The sequence below is a fragment of the Thalassospira sp. CA1 genome, from assembly GCF_059052855.1.
In genome coordinates this window covers 79,419-97,464 of record NZ_JBZCIA010000009.1, presented here as the reverse complement: position 1 = coordinate 97,464, position 18,046 = coordinate 79,419, and the positions used below count along the sequence as shown (strand labels likewise).

Annotated in this window: 17 protein-coding genes; 9 read left to right on the top strand and 8 right to left on the bottom strand. The window is 55.1% G+C overall.

From position 1 onward, the window contains the following. The first annotated feature begins 94 nt into the window (after window positions 1-94). The 7 genes from AC5Q5A_RS15210 to AC5Q5A_RS15180 all read left to right on the top strand — a co-directional run bounded on the left by AC5Q5A_RS15210 (window position 95) and on the right by AC5Q5A_RS15180 (window position 7,507). Entirely contained in the window at window positions 95-1,192 is a 1,098-nt protein-coding gene (locus AC5Q5A_RS15210; protein WP_493895799.1) for an ABC transporter ATP-binding protein, read from the top strand. A 29-nt stretch (window positions 1,193-1,221) separates the two neighbouring features. Then, a complete protein-coding gene (locus AC5Q5A_RS15205; protein WP_493895798.1) occupies window positions 1,222-2,598 on the top strand; it encodes an aminotransferase family protein in 1,377 nt (458 codons plus the stop codon). Next, window positions 2,595-3,524, top strand: a complete 930-nt coding sequence (gene kce, locus AC5Q5A_RS15200) for a 3,5-dioxohexanoate:acetyl-CoA acetone transferase (protein WP_493895797.1) — start codon at window positions 2,595-2,597, stop codon at window positions 3,522-3,524. Before AC5Q5A_RS15205 ends, kce begins: the two co-directional genes overlap by 4 nt. Before the next feature lie 68 nt (window positions 3,525-3,592). Beyond that, window positions 3,593-4,636, top strand: coding sequence for a histone deacetylase family protein (locus tag AC5Q5A_RS15195; protein WP_493895796.1), 1,044 nt, complete (start codon window positions 3,593-3,595; stop codon window positions 4,634-4,636). Window positions 4,637-4,647: 11 nt separating this feature from the next. Then, window positions 4,648-5,793 (top strand): NAD(P)/FAD-dependent oxidoreductase, encoded by a 1,146-nt coding sequence (locus AC5Q5A_RS15190; RefSeq protein ID WP_493895795.1) that lies wholly within the window; start codon window positions 4,648-4,650, stop codon window positions 5,791-5,793. Between the two features lie 33 nt (window positions 5,794-5,826). Further along, entirely contained in the window at window positions 5,827-7,113 is a 1,287-nt protein-coding gene (locus tag AC5Q5A_RS15185; protein WP_493895794.1) for a M20 family metallopeptidase, read from the top strand. Window positions 7,114-7,159: 46 nt separating this feature from the next. Next, on the top strand, window positions 7,160-7,507 hold the full coding sequence (locus AC5Q5A_RS15180) for a RidA family protein (protein ID WP_008891872.1): 348 nt from the start codon (window positions 7,160-7,162) through the stop codon (window positions 7,505-7,507). Between the two features lie 79 nt (window positions 7,508-7,586). On the opposite strand, the gene AC5Q5A_RS15175 is transcribed toward AC5Q5A_RS15180, so the two are convergent. Continuing rightward, window positions 7,587-8,819: a bifunctional alpha/beta hydrolase/OsmC family protein gene (locus AC5Q5A_RS15175; RefSeq protein ID WP_493895793.1), complete on the bottom strand. Its 1,233-nt coding sequence runs from the start codon at window positions 8,817-8,819 to the stop codon at window positions 7,587-7,589. A 100-nt stretch (window positions 8,820-8,919) separates the two neighbouring features. On the opposite strand from AC5Q5A_RS15175, the gene AC5Q5A_RS15170 reads away from it, so the two are divergent. After that, entirely contained in the window at window positions 8,920-9,429 is a 510-nt protein-coding gene (locus AC5Q5A_RS15170; protein ID WP_493895792.1) for a GNAT family N-acetyltransferase, read from the top strand. A 57-nt stretch (window positions 9,430-9,486) separates the two neighbouring features. Here the strand turns inward: AC5Q5A_RS15170 and AC5Q5A_RS15165 are convergent, their stop codons facing one another. The 7 genes from AC5Q5A_RS15165 to AC5Q5A_RS15135 all read right to left on the bottom strand — a co-directional run bounded on the left by AC5Q5A_RS15165 (window position 9,487) and on the right by AC5Q5A_RS15135 (window position 16,674). Further along, window positions 9,487-9,984: a thioesterase family protein gene (locus AC5Q5A_RS15165; protein WP_493895791.1), complete on the bottom strand. Its 498-nt coding sequence runs from the start codon at window positions 9,982-9,984 to the stop codon at window positions 9,487-9,489. Continuing rightward, complete coding sequence (gene lhpI, locus AC5Q5A_RS15160) at window positions 9,981-10,922, bottom strand: bifunctional Delta(1)-pyrroline-2-carboxylate/Delta(1)-piperideine-2-carboxylate reductase (RefSeq protein WP_493895790.1); 942 nt, start codon at window positions 10,920-10,922, stop codon at window positions 9,981-9,983. Before lhpI ends, AC5Q5A_RS15165 begins: the two co-directional genes overlap by 4 nt. 127 nt (window positions 10,923-11,049) lie before the next feature. Continuing rightward, window positions 11,050-11,901, bottom strand: a complete 852-nt coding sequence (locus AC5Q5A_RS15155; protein ID WP_493895789.1) for an alpha/beta hydrolase — start codon at window positions 11,899-11,901, stop codon at window positions 11,050-11,052. Between the two features lie 264 nt (window positions 11,902-12,165). Then, window positions 12,166-13,635: a M81 family metallopeptidase gene (locus tag AC5Q5A_RS15150; RefSeq protein ID WP_338188561.1), complete on the bottom strand. Its 1,470-nt coding sequence runs from the start codon at window positions 13,633-13,635 to the stop codon at window positions 12,166-12,168. Window positions 13,636-13,722: 87 nt separating this feature from the next. Further along, window positions 13,723-14,778, bottom strand: a complete 1,056-nt coding sequence (locus AC5Q5A_RS15145; RefSeq protein WP_063086912.1) for a TRAP transporter substrate-binding protein — start codon at window positions 14,776-14,778, stop codon at window positions 13,723-13,725. A 97-nt stretch (window positions 14,779-14,875) separates the two neighbouring features. Continuing rightward, entirely contained in the window at window positions 14,876-16,156 is a 1,281-nt protein-coding gene (locus AC5Q5A_RS15140) for a TRAP transporter large permease (protein WP_008891880.1), read from the bottom strand. Next, a complete protein-coding gene (locus AC5Q5A_RS15135) occupies window positions 16,153-16,674 on the bottom strand; it encodes a TRAP transporter small permease (protein WP_008891881.1) in 522 nt (173 codons plus the stop codon). Before AC5Q5A_RS15135 ends, AC5Q5A_RS15140 begins: the two co-directional genes overlap by 4 nt. Window positions 16,675-17,155: 481 nt before the next feature. Between AC5Q5A_RS15135 and AC5Q5A_RS15130 the strand changes: the two genes are divergently transcribed. Then, window positions 17,156-18,040 carry a MurR/RpiR family transcriptional regulator gene (locus tag AC5Q5A_RS15130; protein ID WP_008891882.1) on the top strand — a complete coding sequence of 295 codons (885 nt, stop codon included), beginning with the start codon at window positions 17,156-17,158 and terminating at the stop codon, window positions 18,038-18,040. Window positions 18,041-18,046: the final 6 nt, after the last annotated feature.

Here is an 18,046-nt window from a genome sequence, read left to right as displayed (position 1 = left end):
TTGCCTGAAACTGTGTCCTGGCCGCGCACAACCGGCCAGGACAGACTTGCCGCCTTATGTCGGGTGCGGCGCAATTCAGACAGGGTATTTAACAATGGCAGACAGACAAAACGCTGTTGAACTGCACAATGTCGTCAAACGGTTTGGTGAATTCACTGCCGTAAAACGCATTGACTTGACCGTCCCGGACAACAGCTTTGTAACTTTCCTCGGTCCGTCGGGCTGTGGCAAGACAACGACGCTGCGCATGATTGCGGGTCTGACCGATATTACAGAAGGGGATCTTCTGATCCGCGGTAAACGGGTCAACAGCCTGCCGATCCACAAGCGCAATCTTGGCCTTGTGTTTCAGAACTATGCCCTGTTCCCGCACAAGACGATCTTTGACAACATCGCCTTTGGCCTGAAATACCGCAAGGTTTCAAAGGCCGACATTGCCGAGAAGGTCAACAAGGCGCTTGATCTTGTGCAACTGCCGCATGTCGCCGACCGTTATCCCAATCAGCTTTCCGGTGGCCAGCAGCAGCGTATTGCGCTGGCGCGTGCGATTGTGATTGAGCCGGATGTGTTGCTGCTTGATGAACCGCTTTCAGCCCTTGATGCAAACCTGCGCGAAGAAATGCGGGTGGAGCTCAAACGCATCCAGCGCGAGCTTGGCGTCGCCACAGTGTTCGTCACCCATGACCAGTCCGAGGCCCTTGCCATGTCCGACAAACTGGTTGTCATGAACAATGGTTTTGTCGAACAGGAAGGCGCGCCCGAAGAGGTTTACAACAATCCGGCATCGGCCTTTGTTGCCGACTTCCTTGGTCATTCCAATATTATCCAAGCCAACCTTGGAAGCCCCGATGCCGCCTTTACCCAAGTGGCACTTGAAAGCGGCGAGACATTGCTGACCACGGACGAACAGACCGCCAAGGCCAAGAATTCCAAAGACGTTCGCGCCGTGATCCGGGCCGAGAAAATTGATCTGTTTGAAGAAAACCGCGCCACCGATGGCGTAATTTCCATCCCCGGCAAGGTCAAAACCGTTGACTATCTGGGCCAACAGGCCCGTTACTTTGTCGAGGCCAATGGCCGCGACTGGCAGGTCATCAACCCGATTGATGCCCACCCCCATAAGGAAGGGGCCGATATCTTCATGCATATCGCTGCCCGTAATTGTGTGTTGTTACCCGGCCATCAGGATTAATCCTCCGCCGGTTCAGGAGAGCCACCAGAATGACGCATGATCCCAAAAGCCCCGTCGGACATAACCGGGAATCCCGTCTGTTTTATCAAAGCCGGTCCCGTCGCCCGCTGATCGAACGATCAGAAGGCGTTTATATGTGGGATGTCGATGGCAAACGTTATATCGATGCGTCCAGCGGTGCCATGGTCAGCAATATCGGCCATAGCGACCCGCGCGTAATCGCCGCCATGACCAAGCAGCTTGAAAAGGCCAGCTTCGCCTATCGCCTGCATTTCGAAAATGACGCGGCAGAAGACCTTGCGATCCGCCTTGCCGACCGCGCACCGGGCGATCTTGAACGCGTATTCTTTGTTTCTGGCGGGTCGGAGGCGGTTGAAAGCTGCATCAAGCTTGCCCGACAATATGCACTGGCAAAGGGGCAGGCACAGCGCACAAAAATCATTTCACGTTTTCCGAGCTATCATGGTGCCACACTGGGTGCGCTTGCCATTACCGGCTATACGCCGATGCACGCGCCCTTTGCCCCCATGATGGTTGATCAGCCGAAAATTCCCGCCCCGACATGCTATCTGGATCGTGATGATCTGAGCGATCATGACCGCGGCCTCAAATATGCCAACATGCTTGAAGCCGAAATCATCAAACAGGGCCCGGAAACCGTTCTTGGTTTCATCATGGAACCAGTCGGCGGGGCCGCCACCGGCGCGCTTGTCGCCCCCGATAGCTATTACGGCCGCATTCGCGAGATTTGCGATCAATTCGGCATTCTTCTGATCTATGACGAGGTCATGACGGGGGCCGGTCGTACCGGCAAGTATTTCGCCGCCGAACATTGGGGTATCGTGCCCGATATCCTTGCCGTATCCAAGGGATTGGCCGCCGGTTATGCGCCGCTTGGTGCGATGATCGCACCCGACCGCATTGTCGGTCCGGTTCTTGATCATGGCGGGTTTATTCATGGTTATACCTATGCTGGGAACCCGTTGGCGTGCGCGGCGGGCAATGGCGTCCTTGATGTGATTGAAGAAGACAATCTGCTTGAAAATGCTGCGACCAATGGCGCGGCACTCAAGGATGAATTGACCAAGCTTGCTGATGATTTCGCGATGATCGGCGATGTGCGTGGCAAGGGTTTGTTGCTGGCGATCGAACTGGTCAAGGACCGCGACAGCATGGAACCGATTGATCCCAAACACATGGCGGCAGCGAGACTGGTTGATATCGCCTATGACATGGGCCTGATCATTTACTGGCGCCGCACGCGTGGGGGTTATCGCGGCGATCATGTCATGGTCTGCCCGCCAATGACGATTACCAAGGAACAGTTTGCTGATATCCTTGTGCCGCTGCGCAAGGCATTGAGTGAACTGCAAGACGAACTCGAAGTCGTAGGAGCCTTCGCATGAGCCGCAAAGTTATTATCACCTGTGCGATTACCGGCTCGGTGCATACCCCGTCCATGAGCCCGCATTTGCCGGTCACACCCGATGAAATCGCAAGGCAGGCGATTGATGCCGCCAATGCCGGGGCATCGATCCTGCATCTGCATGCGCGTGATCCCAAAACGGGGTATCCAAGCCCGGATCCGGACGTGTTCATGCAGTTCCTGCCAAAGATCAAGGCGGCGACCAATGCGGTGATCAATATTTCGACCGGTGGCGGCATGAACATGAATGTCCGTGACCGCATCCGGGCCGCACGCGAAGCCGCACCGGAAATGGCATCGCTGAACATGGGCACGATGAATTTCGGCCTGTTCCCGGCCCTTGCCGGACGCAGTGAATGGAAACATGACTGGGAACCGGAATTTCTTGAAAGCAGCCGTGATTTTGTTTTCAAGAATACGTTTTCAGACATCGAAACCATTCTGGCCGAACTGGGTGAGGCCAATGGCACCCGGTTCGAGTTTGAATGCTATGACGTCGGCCATCTTTATACCCTGGCGCATTTCGTTGATCGCGGCCTGATCAAGGGGCCGATTTTCATCCAGTTCGTGCTGGGCGTTCTGGGTGGCATTGGCGCCGATCCCGACAACCTGGCGCATCTGAAACGCACCGCTGACAAGCTGTTTGGTGATCAATATCAGTTTTCTGTTCTGGGGGCTGGTCGCCATCAGATGCCACTTGGCAGCATGTCGGCCGCGATGGGCGGCAATGTGCGGGTCGGGCTTGAAGACAACCTTTACATCAAGAAGGGCGAACTTGCGCCGGACAACGCATCGCAAGTGCGCAAAATCCGCGAAGTGCTTGACGGGTTGTCGCTTGAAATCGCAACCCCGGACGAGGCGCGCGCGATCCTGGGTCTGAAAGGCGGAGACAAGGTCGCCTTTTGACCGCAGGCCGGATGAAGCCACCACCAAAGCCACCACCGTTTGACCACATCATGTGAAAGGCGGCAGAGATGATGCATGCCTATTTCTCAGACGATCAGCTGCGCCATCATGGCAAGACATTCATTGTCGCAGGCGAGAAAAAGCCGATCCCCGAAGTCCCCGAACGCGCAGAAATCCTGCGCGGTGCGGTCGGGCGTCTGGGGCTTGATCTTCATGCCCCCAGTGACGCCGGGCTTGCCCCGATTGCCGCCATTCACGATGCGCAATATCTGAACTTCCTGCAGACCATTCACGATGAATGGCAGGATTTCGGCGGGGCTGCGCAAGTCATTCCAAACATCCACCCGTTTGATCGCAACGGCCCCTACCCGCGTCATCCGGCGGGCAAGGCGGGCTTTCATCTTGGCGATACGTCCTGCCCGGTCTCAATCACCACATGGCATTCGGCCTATGCCAGCGCACAAACCGCAATTGCCGCTGCCCGCCATGTGCGTGATCAGGGGGCCGACACCGCCTATGCCCTGTGCCGTCCGCCCGGCCATCACGCAAGTGGCAATATTGCTGGCGGCTTTTGTTACCTGAACAACAGTGCGATTGCCGCCGAGGAGCTCCGCCGTAAATATGACCGGGTCGCGATCCTTGATGTCGATCTGCATCATGGCAACGGCACCCAGCATATTTTCTATGACCGGTCTGATGTCATGACCCTGTCGATCCATGCAGATCCGCTGGATTTTTATCCGTTTTACTGGGGCCATGCCGAGGAAGCTGGCGCACAGGACGGGCTTGGCTTTAATCATAATCAACCCCTTCCCCTTGGCAGCGGTGATGCGGTGTTTCTTGATGCGCTTGACCGGGCATTGGCAAAGATCGACGATTTCGGTGCGGATGCAGTTGTCATCGCGCTTGGCCTTGATGCATCACGCGATGATCCGTTTGGCGGATTGACGGTCAGCCCGGATGGTTTTGCCCGGATCGGCGAAAAAATTGGCACCCTTTCCTGCCCGACCGTTCTGGTGCAGGAAGGTGGTTATGTTAGTGAAACACTTGCAGAAAACCTTTATCAATTTATCAGCGGCTTTGGCGCGACCACCAAAACAAACCCGATTTAAGAAGGCCCCACATGACACATTCGGACATCCTGATCATCGGCGGCGGCATTGCCGGAATGTCAGCTGCATTCTTTTTGGCCAAGGCGGGAAAATCCGTCACGGTTCTCGAACGTGAAGACCAGCCGGGCTATCACAGCACGGGTCGGTCAGCAGCCCTATACAGCGAGACCTATGGCCCGAAGATCATCCGCAAGATGTCGACCGCCAGCCGGGCTTTCTTCATCACCCCGCCAGACGGGTTTACCGAAAACCCGATCCTGACCCCGCGCGGCATCATCATGACCGCTGCCCCCGGCGAAGAAGCCGAACTTGATGCCATCCTGACCGAGGGGCGCGCGAATGGCGCGAACTTTGTTGAACTGACGCCCGATGAGCTGAAGGAAATTGTGCCAGTCATTCATACCGACCGGGTGGCCAAGGCCGCCTATGAGCCGGATGCCATGGATATTGACGTGCATGCGCTTCACTGGGGCTTTATTCGCCAGTTCAAGGCGCTGGGCGGTTTGGTTATCACCAAGGCCGATGTCAGCGCGATTGGCAAAGCAGACGGCAAATGGCAGGTCACACTGGCCAAGGGTGATGTTTATACCGGTGATATCGTGGTCAATGCGGCGGGGGCATGGGCCGACGAGATCGCCACCAAGGCTGGTATCAAGCCGCTTGGCATCGTGCCCAAACGCCGCACGGCAGTGATGGTGGATGTGCCAGCAGACGTCAAACCACATGGCTGGCCGCTGGTCGCATGCCTTGATGAGACGCTTTATTTCAAGGAAGATGCCGGTCGTTTGCTGGTTTCCCCGGCAGACACCACACCGACCGAGCCGCATGATGTGCAGCCCGAAGAACTTGATATCGCGATTACCATTGATCGCCTGATGACGGCCACCAGCATCGAGGTCCGCCGTCCGGGTGAAAGCTGGGCCGGATTGCGCAGCTTCTTTGCCGATGGTGATCCGGTATCAAGCTTTGATCCGGCTGATGACAGTTTCTATTGGTTGGCGGGTCAAGGTGGTTACGGTATTCAGACCGCACCGGCGATGGGTGAATATGCCGCAAGCATCATCACCGGCAAGGGCGTTCCGCCGCAGATGGAAAAGCTTGGCATTACCACCGATGCACTGTCTGCCACCCGCCCCACCCTTGTCAGCGGCAAATAAATCATCAGAACCGGCCGTTTTGGAGAACCACCAATGACAGACTTTGATCGCGCGGCCCTTCGCGAAGCTGTTTCAAAGCGCACCCAAGGTGCGATTGATGATTTGTGCGCGCTGGTGCGTCATGACAGCCTGCTTGGCAACGAAGCATCCGCGCAAGGTTGGGTTTCTGAGAAGTTTGCTGCGATGGGGCTGGGTGTTGAACGGGTCAAGATTGACATCAATGCCTTACGCGATCAGCCGGGCTTTTCGCCGCCGGTGATTGACGGCTATGACGGGCGCGAAAACGTTGTTGGCCTGCATCGCCCGCAAAACCCGACGGGGCGCAGTCTGATCCTCAATGGTCATATGGATATCGTGCCGACCGGACCGGCCGAACAATGGCGGTTTGGCCCCTTTACCCCGCATGTCGAGGATGACTGGATTTACGGGCGTGGTGCGGGCGATATGAAGGCCGGGATTATTGCCTATTGCCAGGCGCTTCAGGCCCTGCACGATATCGGTCTTGAACCGGCCGCCCCGGTTACCCTGCAATCGGTGATCGAAGAAGAATGCACCGGCAACGGGGCGCTGGCGTGCCTGCATGCCGGGTACAAGGCCGATTGCGCCATCATTCCCGAACCGTTCAACCAGACCCTGATGACCGCCCAGCTTGGTGTCATGTGGTTTCAGATCCATGTATCGGGCAGCCCGGCACATGTTCTCGATACCTCTGCTGGCAGCAACGCGATTGAAGCGGCCTTTGGTTTCTTTGAGACGCTGAAGGAAGTCGAGGAAATCTGGAACCACCCGACCCATCGTCATGCGGCCTTTGGCGCGCATGTCCATCCGGTAAACTTCAATCTGGGCAAGATTGAAGGCGGCGAATGGGCATCGACCGTGCCACCGGTGTGCACCGCTGATATCCGCGTCGGGTTCTATCCGGGTATGGAGCTTGAAAAGGTGCGAGAAACCATCGAGGCGGTCAAACAAAGCGCGCTTGATAACCACCCTTCCTGCAAAGGGGCCAAGATCGAGATCACCTATCGCGGTTTTCAGGCCGAAGGTTGCGAGATGGACATCAATCATCCGATGATGTCGATGATTGGCGACATTCATCAGGAAGTCACCGGCAAGGAGATCAGAAACCTTGCCTCGACCGCGACGACCGATGCGCGCTTTTTCCAGATTTATGGCAATATACCGGCCACCTGTTATGGCCCGAAGGCCGAACGTATTCACGGGATTGACGAACGGGTTTCGATTGCGTCGATGATGGAAGTCACCGAGGTTCTTGCCCTGTTCATTGCCGACTGGTGCGGCGTACAAAAGCGTGATACCTAAATCTCAATTCGAATAATATATCCAATGCTTTAACAAGGAGCGTTTCATGAGCATCCAGCGTCTTCACACCGGCCCGCGTATGAGCCAGGCCGTTGTCCATGGCAACACCATCTATCTGGCCGGTCAGGTTGGTAACCCCGATAGCGACATCACCAACCAGACCAAGGAATGCCTTGAAAAGGTTGATGCGCTTTTGGCCGAATGCGGTTCGAGCAAAGAAAACATCCTGTCGACCACCGTCTGGCTTGCCGACATGAAAGACTTTGCGGCAATGAACGCCGTTTGGGATGCATGGGTCCCGCAGGGTCACACCCCGGGTCGTGCCTGCGGCGAAGCAAAGCTTGCCACCCCGGACTATCTGGTTGAGTTCATCGTGATTGCGGCCAAGCCGTAAGTCACTTTGGCACCAATTAAAAAACGCCTGACACGGGAAACCGGTCAGGCGTTTTTTGTTTGAGCAAAAATCTGGCGGGCTACACCCGATCTTCTCGCGTGACGATCAATGATGTCGCCTCAAGCGTTCTGTGCACCGGGCATTTATCGGCAATCTCGATCAAACGTTTCCGGGTGGCATCATCCAGATCGCCGGTGAACCGGATGACGCGTTCGAACCGGTCGATCTTCCCGCCTTTTGCCGAATGCTGTTCGCCGCATTCCGCACAATCATCGGCATGGACTTTTTGATGCAGGACTTCAGCACGGATGGAATCAATCGGGATCCCCTTATGATCGGCATACATCCGGATCGTCATCACCGTGCAACTGCCAAGGGCGGTTGACAGATAATCATAAGGCGACGGCCCACTATCGAGCCCGCCGACCTTTTCCGGTTCATCGGCCAGCAGGCGGTGCTTGCCCGCCATGACCATCGACTGGAACTTGCCAAGACCGGTTTCACGGACAATCACACCTTCGCCGATATCCGGTTTTGCCGATTTGCCTGCCGGCAGATATCGTTTTGCCCATGCGGCAATCACGGACGCAGCGTACTGCGCATCATCAGGATCGCTCAGCAAATGGTCAGCCTGATCAAGCGAGACAAAGCTTTTGGGATGCTTGGCTGCGTCAAAAATCTTGCCGGCATTTTCAATTCCGACAGTCTGATCAAGCGGCGCATGCAAGACCAGAAGCGCCTTTTTCATCTTTGCCACCTGCGTTGGCAGATCATATCCGCCAAGGTCATCGACAAATTGCTTGCGAATGACAAACCGCCGCCCGCCAAGGCAAACTTCGGCCTCGCCCTTTTCGCGGATTTCATCAAGATGGTCGGCAAAATTATGCGTCACATGATGAACATCTGCCGGTGCGCCGATGGTTGCAACCGCCGTTGCCTCCTTGATGCGATCGGCCACCGCCAGAACCGCCGCCCCACCCAGTGAATGTCCGATCAGAAGTTTGGGGGCCTCGAACGCGTCACGCAGGAAATCGGCCGCACGTTCAAGATCATCAAGGTTGGATGTAAAGTTGGTCGAGGCAAAATCACCGCCTGATCCACCCAGCCCGGTAAAGTCAAACCGCAGGACACCGATCCCCTCAATCGTCAGCGCCTCGGCAATTTTGCGGGCCGCAATAAGATCCTTGGTACAGGTAAAACAATGGGCAAACAGCGCATAGGCCTTGACCGGGCCAGTCGGCAGGTCCAGCCGTGCGGCCAGTTCGGCACCATGGGCCCCTTCAAATGTCACCTTGATCGGTTTTCCGGGCATTGTCATTCTCCTGACCTTTGAGGGGTGAGATCATACTGCTATTTCAGGTAAGTGCCGATAATATCCTTCTTGATGCCACCGTAACACGGACAGTTCAGTGATGATCGTTCAAACCGAACGCACAATTTTGCGAGAAGCCACACATGACGACGCCCCGTTCATTCTTCAGCTGCTAAATGAGCCCGGATGGCTTCGGTTTATTGGTGATCGCAACATTCATGACCTTCAGGCGGCGCGGGACTATATCGATCTGCGTTTTCGCGAAAACTATGACAAGCTTGGCTTTGGGATGTGCGTTGCACTGGAAAAACAAGGCCAAAGCCCGATTGGCCTGATCGGCTTTGTTAAGCGTGACACGCTTGATGCCCCTGATATCGGCTATGCCGTGACCGAGGCCCATCAGGGCAAGGGTTATGCCTATGAAGTCAGTTCGGCACTGATTAATCATGGTTGGCATCACTACGGGTTTGACAAGATTTATGGCTATTGCCTGCCTGACAATGTCGCGTCCGTTCGGATGCTTGAAAAGCTCGGCCTGACTTATCTGCGCGATCAGGATGTCAATCAGTCGGGCGAAATGTGCAGGCTTTATATGGCAACCCGCCCCTAAGACGCATCGCAAAGACCAAAACAAAACCCCGCGATCTGATGATGCGGGGTTTTTTGATTATTTGCGACGAATGCCGATCTTGCGACCAACCCCGGACGGGATGGGTAAATTGGCATGCGCGTCCTTGATCTTGTTCAGTGTTTCCATGATGTCATCGGGGAACGGGGCCGAACGCCGCTCCTTCATGTTGATATGCATGGTGATGATTTCATTGGTCGCGGCCAGCCAGCCTTCAATGCCGTGGCGCATTTCATGATACATGTGAATGCGTTTCTGATCGCAATCCAGCACCCGGGTATGGATCACAAACGGATCACCCTGATGGATTTCGCGATCATAGGTCACATGCATTTCAAGCCCGAAAGTCGATCCGCCGCGCCGTTCGGGATAGGTATATCCCATCCCAACTGCATCAAGGAACGCCATCGACCCCAGATCGAACGCGACCACGTAATAGCCGACATTCATATGGCCGTTGAAATCAATCCATTCGGGTTTGATATGCCCGCGAAAGGCTTCTAGCGGTTCTGGCGCAAACAGATCGGTGCTGATCATTTTTCGACGGCCTTTACCACGGCGACAGCGGCAACGAAATCTTCGAGCGAATGTCCAACCGATTTGAAGACGGTGCATTCCGTGTCAGTTTCGCGCCCCTTGACCTGCCCACGCGTCAGGCCAAACAGATCTCCAATGATATCGGATTTCGAAATCGCGCCGCTGTCGATGGCCTGCACAACGTCGCCGCCTTCTGCACTGGCCCCTTCGAAGCTGTCGACATAGATGCGGCATTTGGCCATGACCGCATCATCGGTTTCACGCATGGTCGGCTTGAACGCGCCAACCAGATCAACATGCGTACCTTCGCGCAGCCAATCGCCCCGCACCAGCGGTTCGGTCGAAAGGGTTGCGCAGGAAATCAGATCAGCGGATTTGCATGCCCCTTCAAGATCATCCGTGCCCGTGGCGTTAAAGCCAAGCTCGGCAATTTCAGCAGCGAGTTTGGATGCCTTGTCGGCATTGCGGTTCCAGATGGTGACATTTTTGATCGGTCGGACCGATGCATGGGCCTTGATCAATTGCGGCGCCATTGCGCCTGATCCGACCATCACCATGTCGCTGGCATCCTTGCGCGCCAGATAATCACATGCCAGTGCCGATGCGGCTGCGGTACGACGGGTGGTCAGCTTGGTGCCATCGATTACAGCGGATGGTTGCCCGGTGACGGCATCAAGCAACACATAGGTCCCGGAAACGGCCGGCAGATTGCGCGCCGAGTTACCCGGCACGACAGCGGCGATTTTAACGCCTGCTGCGCCATCCTTTTGCCAGGCCGGCATAATCAGGAAGGTTGCGTCATCCTCGTTGCTGCGTTCCATGTTGAAATGGCTGCGCAGCGGTGCTTCACAGCCTTGTTCAAACCCGTCACGAAGGGCTTCGACCAGATCGCGGGGCGAGACAAATTTTTCGATATCGTCGGCAGTAATGAAACGCATGGGCCTTCCTGTAGAACTGTTTTTCATTTCAGTGCGGTAGCAGGCATGTTTTATACCACGTCGCAGCCCGCACGTCACAGGAAGACCAGTAGATTTTTATGCTGTTTTGAAGGGAAATCAGCGCAATTTACGGCAGTAAAAACCGTTTGAGCGTGCCAAACAGCGATCCGGTGCCGAGAAACAGTTCTTCAAGCACAGTAAAGTGGTTCGCACCCCACGCCTTGTAGACCGAAACCTTAAGCCCGGCACTGCCGCAATAGGCACCATAAGCATCGCTTTGGCGCACAAATTCGGGGCTTTCGTTGCCGCCCACCACGACCATCAAACGGGCATCGAGCGGCACAGCATCAAGCATCGGTGAATTGTCTGCAGCCGATGCTTCATCCAGGCGGATATCCTCATTGAGCGTCGTATGGCGCACCGGTTCAAGATCAAAAACACCGGAAATTGGCACAATGGCCTCAAACGGCATCGCATCGCCAAGCGTTTCGGCCCAATCATGGGTGGCCAGGCGGGCCACGATCTGCCCACCAGCGGAATGGCCCGAAATCGAAATCCGGTCACGGTCGCCGTTAAATTCTTCGATATGCTGATAGATATAGGCAATCGCGCGCACGGCTTCTTCGGTAATGTCGGCCACGGTTACATCCGGGCACAGGTCATAATTCGGGCAGATGACCGTAAACCCGGCGGCCACCAGATCACGCGCGACAAAGGCATAATCCTTTTTGTCCTGACTGCGCCAATAACCACCATGGAAAAACACATGCACCGGTGCGCCCGGATCGGATGCCATGAAGATGTCCATGGTTTCCTTCGGCCCGTCGCCAAAGCGCACATCAATCTTGCCGCCAAGCTGGGCACGGGTTTCGTCGGACAGTTTCACGAACCGTTCAAAATGGGTCATGAAGTCCGGCACGGTTTCCCGCGGATTATATTGCCATTCAAGCTCTGCTGCTGTGAAACCGCCCCAAGCCATCTGAACCTCATTATTATCGGTGAAAACGATCTCGCCCGGTTCAATCTTTCTTTAATTTCGGATTGTTTGCAAACACTTCGCAAAATAGATGGTGCTTTTAACCGAACTCACCAACGCGTACTGATCACTGCCGCAAAAAAAGAGCCATGACCAGGCGTTAACCCAATCATGGCCCCAATCCTTGACCAGTCCCTTGCAGGGAGACTTTTAACGGCTCGAATGTGTGGCTTTTGAACCGCTTGCGACTGGCACAAGGTAAACTTTCTAACCGGCCTTCTTTTCGAACGGATCTTCGACAATCGGCCACAGGGCGCGGGTCAAATGGCGATACCCGTTCGTTTTCGGGTCGGACGGGTATGGTCCGTGCACATCGACATAAATGATCTCGCCCGCGATCTTGGCAAACGAGTCATAAAAATGGTTCGTCGATTTGATAAACAGGTATTTCTTCGATACCGGATCGATACCCATGTTGGAAAACAGGCTGGGATCAAAGCTTTGCGACCGGTTGGTATTGAGGATCACCTCCCCCCCGTCGGGCAGGATGATCACGGCGCAATCGCCAAGCGGAACGATGCTTTCACCGAAATACTGCCAGGCATCGCGTTTCAAGGTTTTGACCCGGACCTCGGCATCAATCGGTGCACCGGCATGGGCACCGGTTTTCCCGCCAAAACGAAGGGGTAAAACCGCACCCTCGCCCGCCGAAAAACAGGTCCGCACCGCCATCGGATCCCACAGGGTGCCAAAGGCATAATCGTTAAGCCCGCGTTCGATCACGGCACGCAGCAAAATGGTGCTATCGCCCGGAACGCCACCGCCCGGATTATCCCAGACATCGGTCAGGACAATCGGTTTGGCATCGGATGCCAGCGCCTGATCAAGGGCATCTTCGGGTTTGGCAAAATCAGGCCGGGTGGCCCCACGGAAACCAAACAACTCAACCCCCAGGTTTCGTGCTATCTGCCTGGCTTCCGCAGGGTTATCGTTGGTGGTGACAATGACCTTGGCCCCAAGGTCGGGCACGTCACCGGCCATAAATCCGTGAATGAAGGAAACCGACAGAATATTGCCTGTTCCCTCCATTGCCTTTGCCCGGTCAATGAACGATCGCATCGGTTCGCGCGAGGTCGGCAGGACCTCGATCATATGGCAGTCAAAAACTTCCTTGGTCGGTTTGATTTCGCCGCGCAATGTGCGCAAGACAAGATCAACCACAGCCCGCCCGGTTTCGACAAAATCGGTATGGGGGAATTCCTTGAACGCGACAATAATGTCAGCGTTATCAATGCGTTTCGCGGTCAAATGACTGTGCGGATCAAAGCTTGTGCCGATCACAACATCAGGGCCGACCAGTGCACGAATGCGCGCAATCAGATCACCTTCGCAATCAAGATAATCCTGGGCCACCATCGCCCCATGCAGACCAAGGATCACGCCATCGACCGGCATGGCCGCACGCAATTGGCCAAGCACCTCGTCGCGCAACTGCTCATAGGTTTGACGGTTGACCAACCCGCCCGGTTCGGCCCAGGTGGCGGTGCCTTCGATCAGATCCCAGCCTTCCTTGGCGGCACGCAGGCGGCCTTCGGTGAAGACGGCACTGCACAGTGTCGGAGTGACCGGATGCTGGCCCGGCGGGGCATAAAAGCTTTCCTGAAAATCGGAAAAATCAGTGCGCAAAGGTGAAAATGTATTGGTCTCGGTTGCAATCGAGGCGCAAAAAATCCGCATGGCCCGTGCCTTTGTTATTGGTCTTTTGATATCAGCTAAAGAATTCCGAAGGGGCGAGAACCCCGCCCCTTCGGCAATTGGAATGGCTTATTCCATGTAGCGGTTGGCGTTGGCCTTCTCGACTTCTTCCTTGAACAGGTTCAGAAGTTTGACACCTTCATCGCCAAGGCTTTCCTGAACGTGTTTGACCACGACCGGCTGGGTTGCCTCTTTGAACTTTTCACGGTCTTCAGCCGACAGCGCGGTGATTTCCATTTTGTCCTTAAGGCCGGCAAGACCACGATCAGATGCCTCGATCACACGCGACACGCCACGGCTTGCAACAACGCAAGACTGTGCAGCGTAACGGATGATTTTCTGCTGATCGGCGGTCAGGTCATCCCAGAATGCCTTCGAAAGCATCATGGTGTAGGGCGAGAACAGGTGGTTGGTCAGGGTCAGATAGCCCTGAACTTCGTTGAACTTGGCAAAGGTCACGGTCGGAACCGGGTTCATCTGACCATCGATCACACCGGTCTGAAGACCGGCATAAACTTCGCCCCATGCCATCGGATATGCTTCGGCACCAAGGGCCTGCATGATTTTCTGGTGGGACGGCAGCGACATGGTACGAATGCGGATACCCTTGAAATCTTCAAGTGTTGCAATCGAATGCTGCGAGTTGGTCACAGCAAAGAACCCGCCGGTATCCGGGAAGCCAAGAACCTTCACATCACCCAGTTCGCCTTCGATGTCGCTTGCAAGCGTCTCGCCAAACGGGCCATCAAACACGTCATAGGTCGATGCGTTGCTATCAAACGCAAAGGCAAGGTTCAGAACATCAATACGCGGATAGTAAGACGCCAGCGCGCCGGTCGAGGTCAGCGTGCCCTGGATCAGGCCATCACGGACCATCTGAACATGTTCGGCAGCCGAACCAAGCTGGTTGGACGGATAAACTTCGACTTCGATTTCACCGTTGGTGTCGGCTTCGACGATGTTGGCGAAAACAGCCGTGCAGGCATGTGCCGGGTTTTCAAACGGGTCGGTCTTGTTGTCGTGCGCGAATTTGAGAACCTTCGGCTCGGCGAATGCCATCGAGGTGCTGCCCATCAGCATCGCGGTTGCAAGGGCGGCTGCGCCCAAACGCTTTACGGTTTTCATTTCTACCTCTCCTTGATTTAACGACTTTATGTGTCCGGCGTTATTGTGGTGTGCGCCCCGGCCCGGACCTGACCGGGGCTATATTCATCCCGATGACCTAGCGGAAGCCCAGCAATCGCGGTATCACGAGGGCAAGGTCCGACCAGAAGGCAAACAGGAACAGCACGCCCAGCTCGGCCAAAAGGAACGGCCAAAGTTGTGCGGCAATCTTTTCAAGCTTTTCACCAGTGACGGATGACAGAACGAACAGACAGGCCCCGACAGGCGGCGTCATCAGCGAGATGTTAAGCGCCAGGATAAAGATGATCCCGGCATGGATCGGATCCATGCCGATCTGAACGGTCAGCGGCACCAGAACCGGGGCCAGAATGATCAGGATGGCGTTGATATCCATCACCATACCGATCATCAAAAGCAGACCGACAATCATGAAAATCACGATGTAGGGATTTTCTGAAACACCCAGAACCATGCTGGCGACTTCTTGCGGGATGCGGTTGAAGCTCAGCCACCAGCCAAGGATCGACGCAAAGGCAATGATCACAAAGATCACCCCGGTCACACGTGCGGTACGCACCAGCATCCTGAAGAAATCAGCAAAACTAAGCGCACGGTAAACAAACACACCAATGAACAGGGCATAGGCCACCGCAACCGACGCGGCCTCTGTCGGGGTGACGATCCCGCCAAGAATACCGCCCAGAATGATCAGTGGCATGATCAGTGCGGTGATCGATGATTTGAAAATCTTCCAGACTTCCAAAAGCGACGCGCGGCGTTCATTTTTCGGCAGGTTCTTGGATCGTGCAGTCACCGCAATCACCGTCATGCAGATCAGACAGATCATAAGTCCGGGCAGGATACCGGCGGCAAAAAGACCACCGATTGAAACGCCCATGAGCGATCCATAAACAACCATCAAACCCGATGGCGGAATGGTCGGGCCAATGATCGATCCGGCGGCAGTCACCGCGCAGGCATAATCCCGGCGATATCCGCGTTCGACCATGGCCGGCACCAACGTCTTGCCAAAGGCTGCGGCATCGGCGGTTGCGGCACCGGTTAGACCGGCAAAGAAAACCGATGCCAGCATGTTGGTGTGGGCCAGCCCGCCGCGCATATGCCCGACGAGTGCTTGGGCGAATTTAACCAATCGGCTGGTAATGCCGATATGGTTCATGATTTCGCCAGCCAGAATGAAGAACGGCATGGCAAGGAACGGGAAGACATTCAGCCCGTTAAAGACCTTGCTTGGACCCTGGGACAAGAACATCCCCCCGCCCATGTCAAACAGGCCAACAACGCCGGCTACACCCAGGGCAAAGCCAATCGGCATGCCCAGAACCATCAGAACGACAAAGATAATGGCGACAATCATTCTGCGCCCTCCGCAAGATCAACCGGGACAAAACGGCCCTGATCACGCAAGGCAACGAGGAGGAGCTGAATGGCGGCAAGCAACGCTGAAACTGGCACGGCGGCATAAGGCAGTGCCAGTGACATGCCGAAAATCATTGCCTGACGGCGCATACCGCCCTGGGCAAAATCAAATCCATAAATCGCAAGATACAGGAAGGCTGCGAGCGCAATCAAATCCACCAGAAACAGGATTGTGCGCTGGATCGGCATCGGCAAGCTGAGAACAAACATGCCAATCCCGATATGTTCGCGCCGCGCAATCCCGGCCGAGATCGCCAGAAGTGCTGCCCAGATCATCAGATAACGCGCCAGTTCTTCCGGCCACGGCAGTTGCCAATGGAATAAGTATCGGTCAACGACACCCAGCCAGACGTCCAGAACAAGAACAAGCATCAAAACCGCTATGATGCGTTCAACCACCCAATTCAGGCACCGGCTTGCGGTTGCAGCTGTGGTTTCAATACGGCGTAAAGCCATCTCCGCCAAACTCTCCACTGATCAAATGTTATGTAATTTTTCTACATACTGAGGTCCATTTTGTAGTTTGTCTACATTATTTATCTCCGAAGTTTCATATTTTTACTCTTAAACTGACTTTTAAACTGTTATAAGTAGCTTAACTACATTATGAGGTTTCGCAGTGACGCAGTTTTGATCAGACTTGCAGGCAGGAAATTCGCCAATTGGATCAAGGATTAAGGCACCCAGTATCCCAACGCCCCAAAGCCCGAAACCGCAACTTCGCCGTCTCGTGCATTGAATAACTACATGGTCGATTTCGACCGGGTTAATGTCGGGCAAAACGATGATATTTGATGTGAGAAAACACGTGTGCGGGGTACTGACATGACGCTTAAATTGAAATTGTGGCTATCGCCTGCAAACGGAAATAATGTTAGTTCCCAATAAGGTGTCGGTTTTGACACACCAAACCAGATAGACGGATCAGGTCGATTCCATGCAACAAACCGCCGACATCATCAGCCTGCTGCGCAGCCAGTCGGGCAAATTCCCGAACCGCGAACAACTGGTCGCGGACTATGTCAGCGCACATCTGGAAGATGTCACAACCATCGCCCTGTCCGATTTGGCGAAAAATGTCGGCGTCAGCGAACCCACCGTCATTCGTTTTTGCCGCACACTGGGGTGTGACGGATTTCGCGATTTTAAAATCCGATTGGCGCAAAACCTTGCGGTCAGCATTCAGTATCTGACATCCGAAGACATTTCAGACGACACAACCGCCGCAGATGTTCTGTCAAACCATGTGCTGGGCGTAATCATTGATAACCTGCGTCTGCTGCGCGATCAGTTATCGTCTGATCAAATTGACCAGGCGGCCGACATTCTGGTCAAGGCACGTCAGGTGGCGTTTTTCGGGGTTGGGGGTGGATCGACCACTGTGGCGTTTGATGCGGCAAACCGCTTTTTCCGGCTGGGAATTCCGGCGCAATCGCAAAGTGACGGCTATTTGCAGCGCATGTTGGCCTCGACCTTTGGCGCAGAGGACGTGATATTCGCGATCTCCACCAGTGGTCGCCCGACGGAAATCATCCATTCCGCTGCCATTGCCCGCCAATATGGCGCCAAGGTCATCTCTTTGACCAACCCTGACAGCCCGCTTGCCGCGGAAAGTGATCTGGTCATATCAATCAATATGCCGGAAAACCCCGACATTTATAAACCAACCGCCACACGCCATGCATTTCTGGCGACAATTGATGTGATTGCGACGGCTGTGGCACGACGCATGCCCGATCAGGCCAAGGAAAAGCTGCGACGCATTCGCTCGTCGCTGCTGACGGTCAATCCCCCAACCGGGCACCAACCCATCGGCGACTAAGCTTTC

What these genes read in the sequence shown, in the direction of transcription:
- AC5Q5A_RS15210 (WP_493895799.1), top strand. Translation starts at nt 95, where the DNA reads ATGGCAGACAGACAAAACGCTGTTGAACTGCACAATGTCGTCAAACGG.
- AC5Q5A_RS15165 (WP_493895791.1), bottom strand. Translation starts at nt 9,984, where the DNA reads ATGATCAGCACCGATCTGTTTGCGCCAGAACCGCTAGAAGCCTTTCGC.
- AC5Q5A_RS15170 (WP_493895792.1), top strand. Translation starts at nt 8,920, where the DNA reads ATGATCGTTCAAACCGAACGCACAATTTTGCGAGAAGCCACACATGAC.
- AC5Q5A_RS15180 (WP_008891872.1), top strand. Translation starts at nt 7,160, where the DNA reads ATGAGCATCCAGCGTCTTCACACCGGCCCGCGTATGAGCCAGGCCGTT.
- AC5Q5A_RS15185 (WP_493895794.1), top strand. Translation starts at nt 5,827, where the DNA reads ATGACAGACTTTGATCGCGCGGCCCTTCGCGAAGCTGTTTCAAAGCGC.
- lhpI (WP_493895790.1), bottom strand. Translation starts at nt 10,922, where the DNA reads ATGCGTTTCATTACTGCCGACGATATCGAAAAATTTGTCTCGCCCCGC.
- AC5Q5A_RS15190 (WP_493895795.1), top strand. Translation starts at nt 4,648, where the DNA reads ATGACACATTCGGACATCCTGATCATCGGCGGCGGCATTGCCGGAATG.
- AC5Q5A_RS15155 (WP_493895789.1), bottom strand. Translation starts at nt 11,901, where the DNA reads ATGGCTTGGGGCGGTTTCACAGCAGCAGAGCTTGAATGGCAATATAAT.
- AC5Q5A_RS15130 (WP_008891882.1), top strand. Translation starts at nt 17,156, where the DNA reads ATGCAACAAACCGCCGACATCATCAGCCTGCTGCGCAGCCAGTCGGGC.
- kce (WP_493895797.1), top strand. Translation starts at nt 2,595, where the DNA reads ATGAGCCGCAAAGTTATTATCACCTGTGCGATTACCGGCTCGGTGCAT.
- AC5Q5A_RS15140 (WP_008891880.1), bottom strand. Translation starts at nt 16,156, where the DNA reads ATGATTGTCGCCATTATCTTTGTCGTTCTGATGGTTCTGGGCATGCCG.
- AC5Q5A_RS15135 (WP_008891881.1), bottom strand. Translation starts at nt 16,674, where the DNA reads ATGGCTTTACGCCGTATTGAAACCACAGCTGCAACCGCAAGCCGGTGC.
- AC5Q5A_RS15195 (WP_493895796.1), top strand. Translation starts at nt 3,593, where the DNA reads ATGATGCATGCCTATTTCTCAGACGATCAGCTGCGCCATCATGGCAAG.
- AC5Q5A_RS15175 (WP_493895793.1), bottom strand. Translation starts at nt 8,819, where the DNA reads ATGCCCGGAAAACCGATCAAGGTGACATTTGAAGGGGCCCATGGTGCC.
- AC5Q5A_RS15145 (WP_063086912.1), bottom strand. Translation starts at nt 14,778, where the DNA reads ATGAAAACCGTAAAGCGTTTGGGCGCAGCCGCCCTTGCAACCGCGATG.
- AC5Q5A_RS15205 (WP_493895798.1), top strand. Translation starts at nt 1,222, where the DNA reads ATGACGCATGATCCCAAAAGCCCCGTCGGACATAACCGGGAATCCCGT.
- AC5Q5A_RS15150 (WP_338188561.1), bottom strand. Translation starts at nt 13,635, where the DNA reads ATGCGGATTTTTTGCGCCTCGATTGCAACCGAGACCAATACATTTTCA.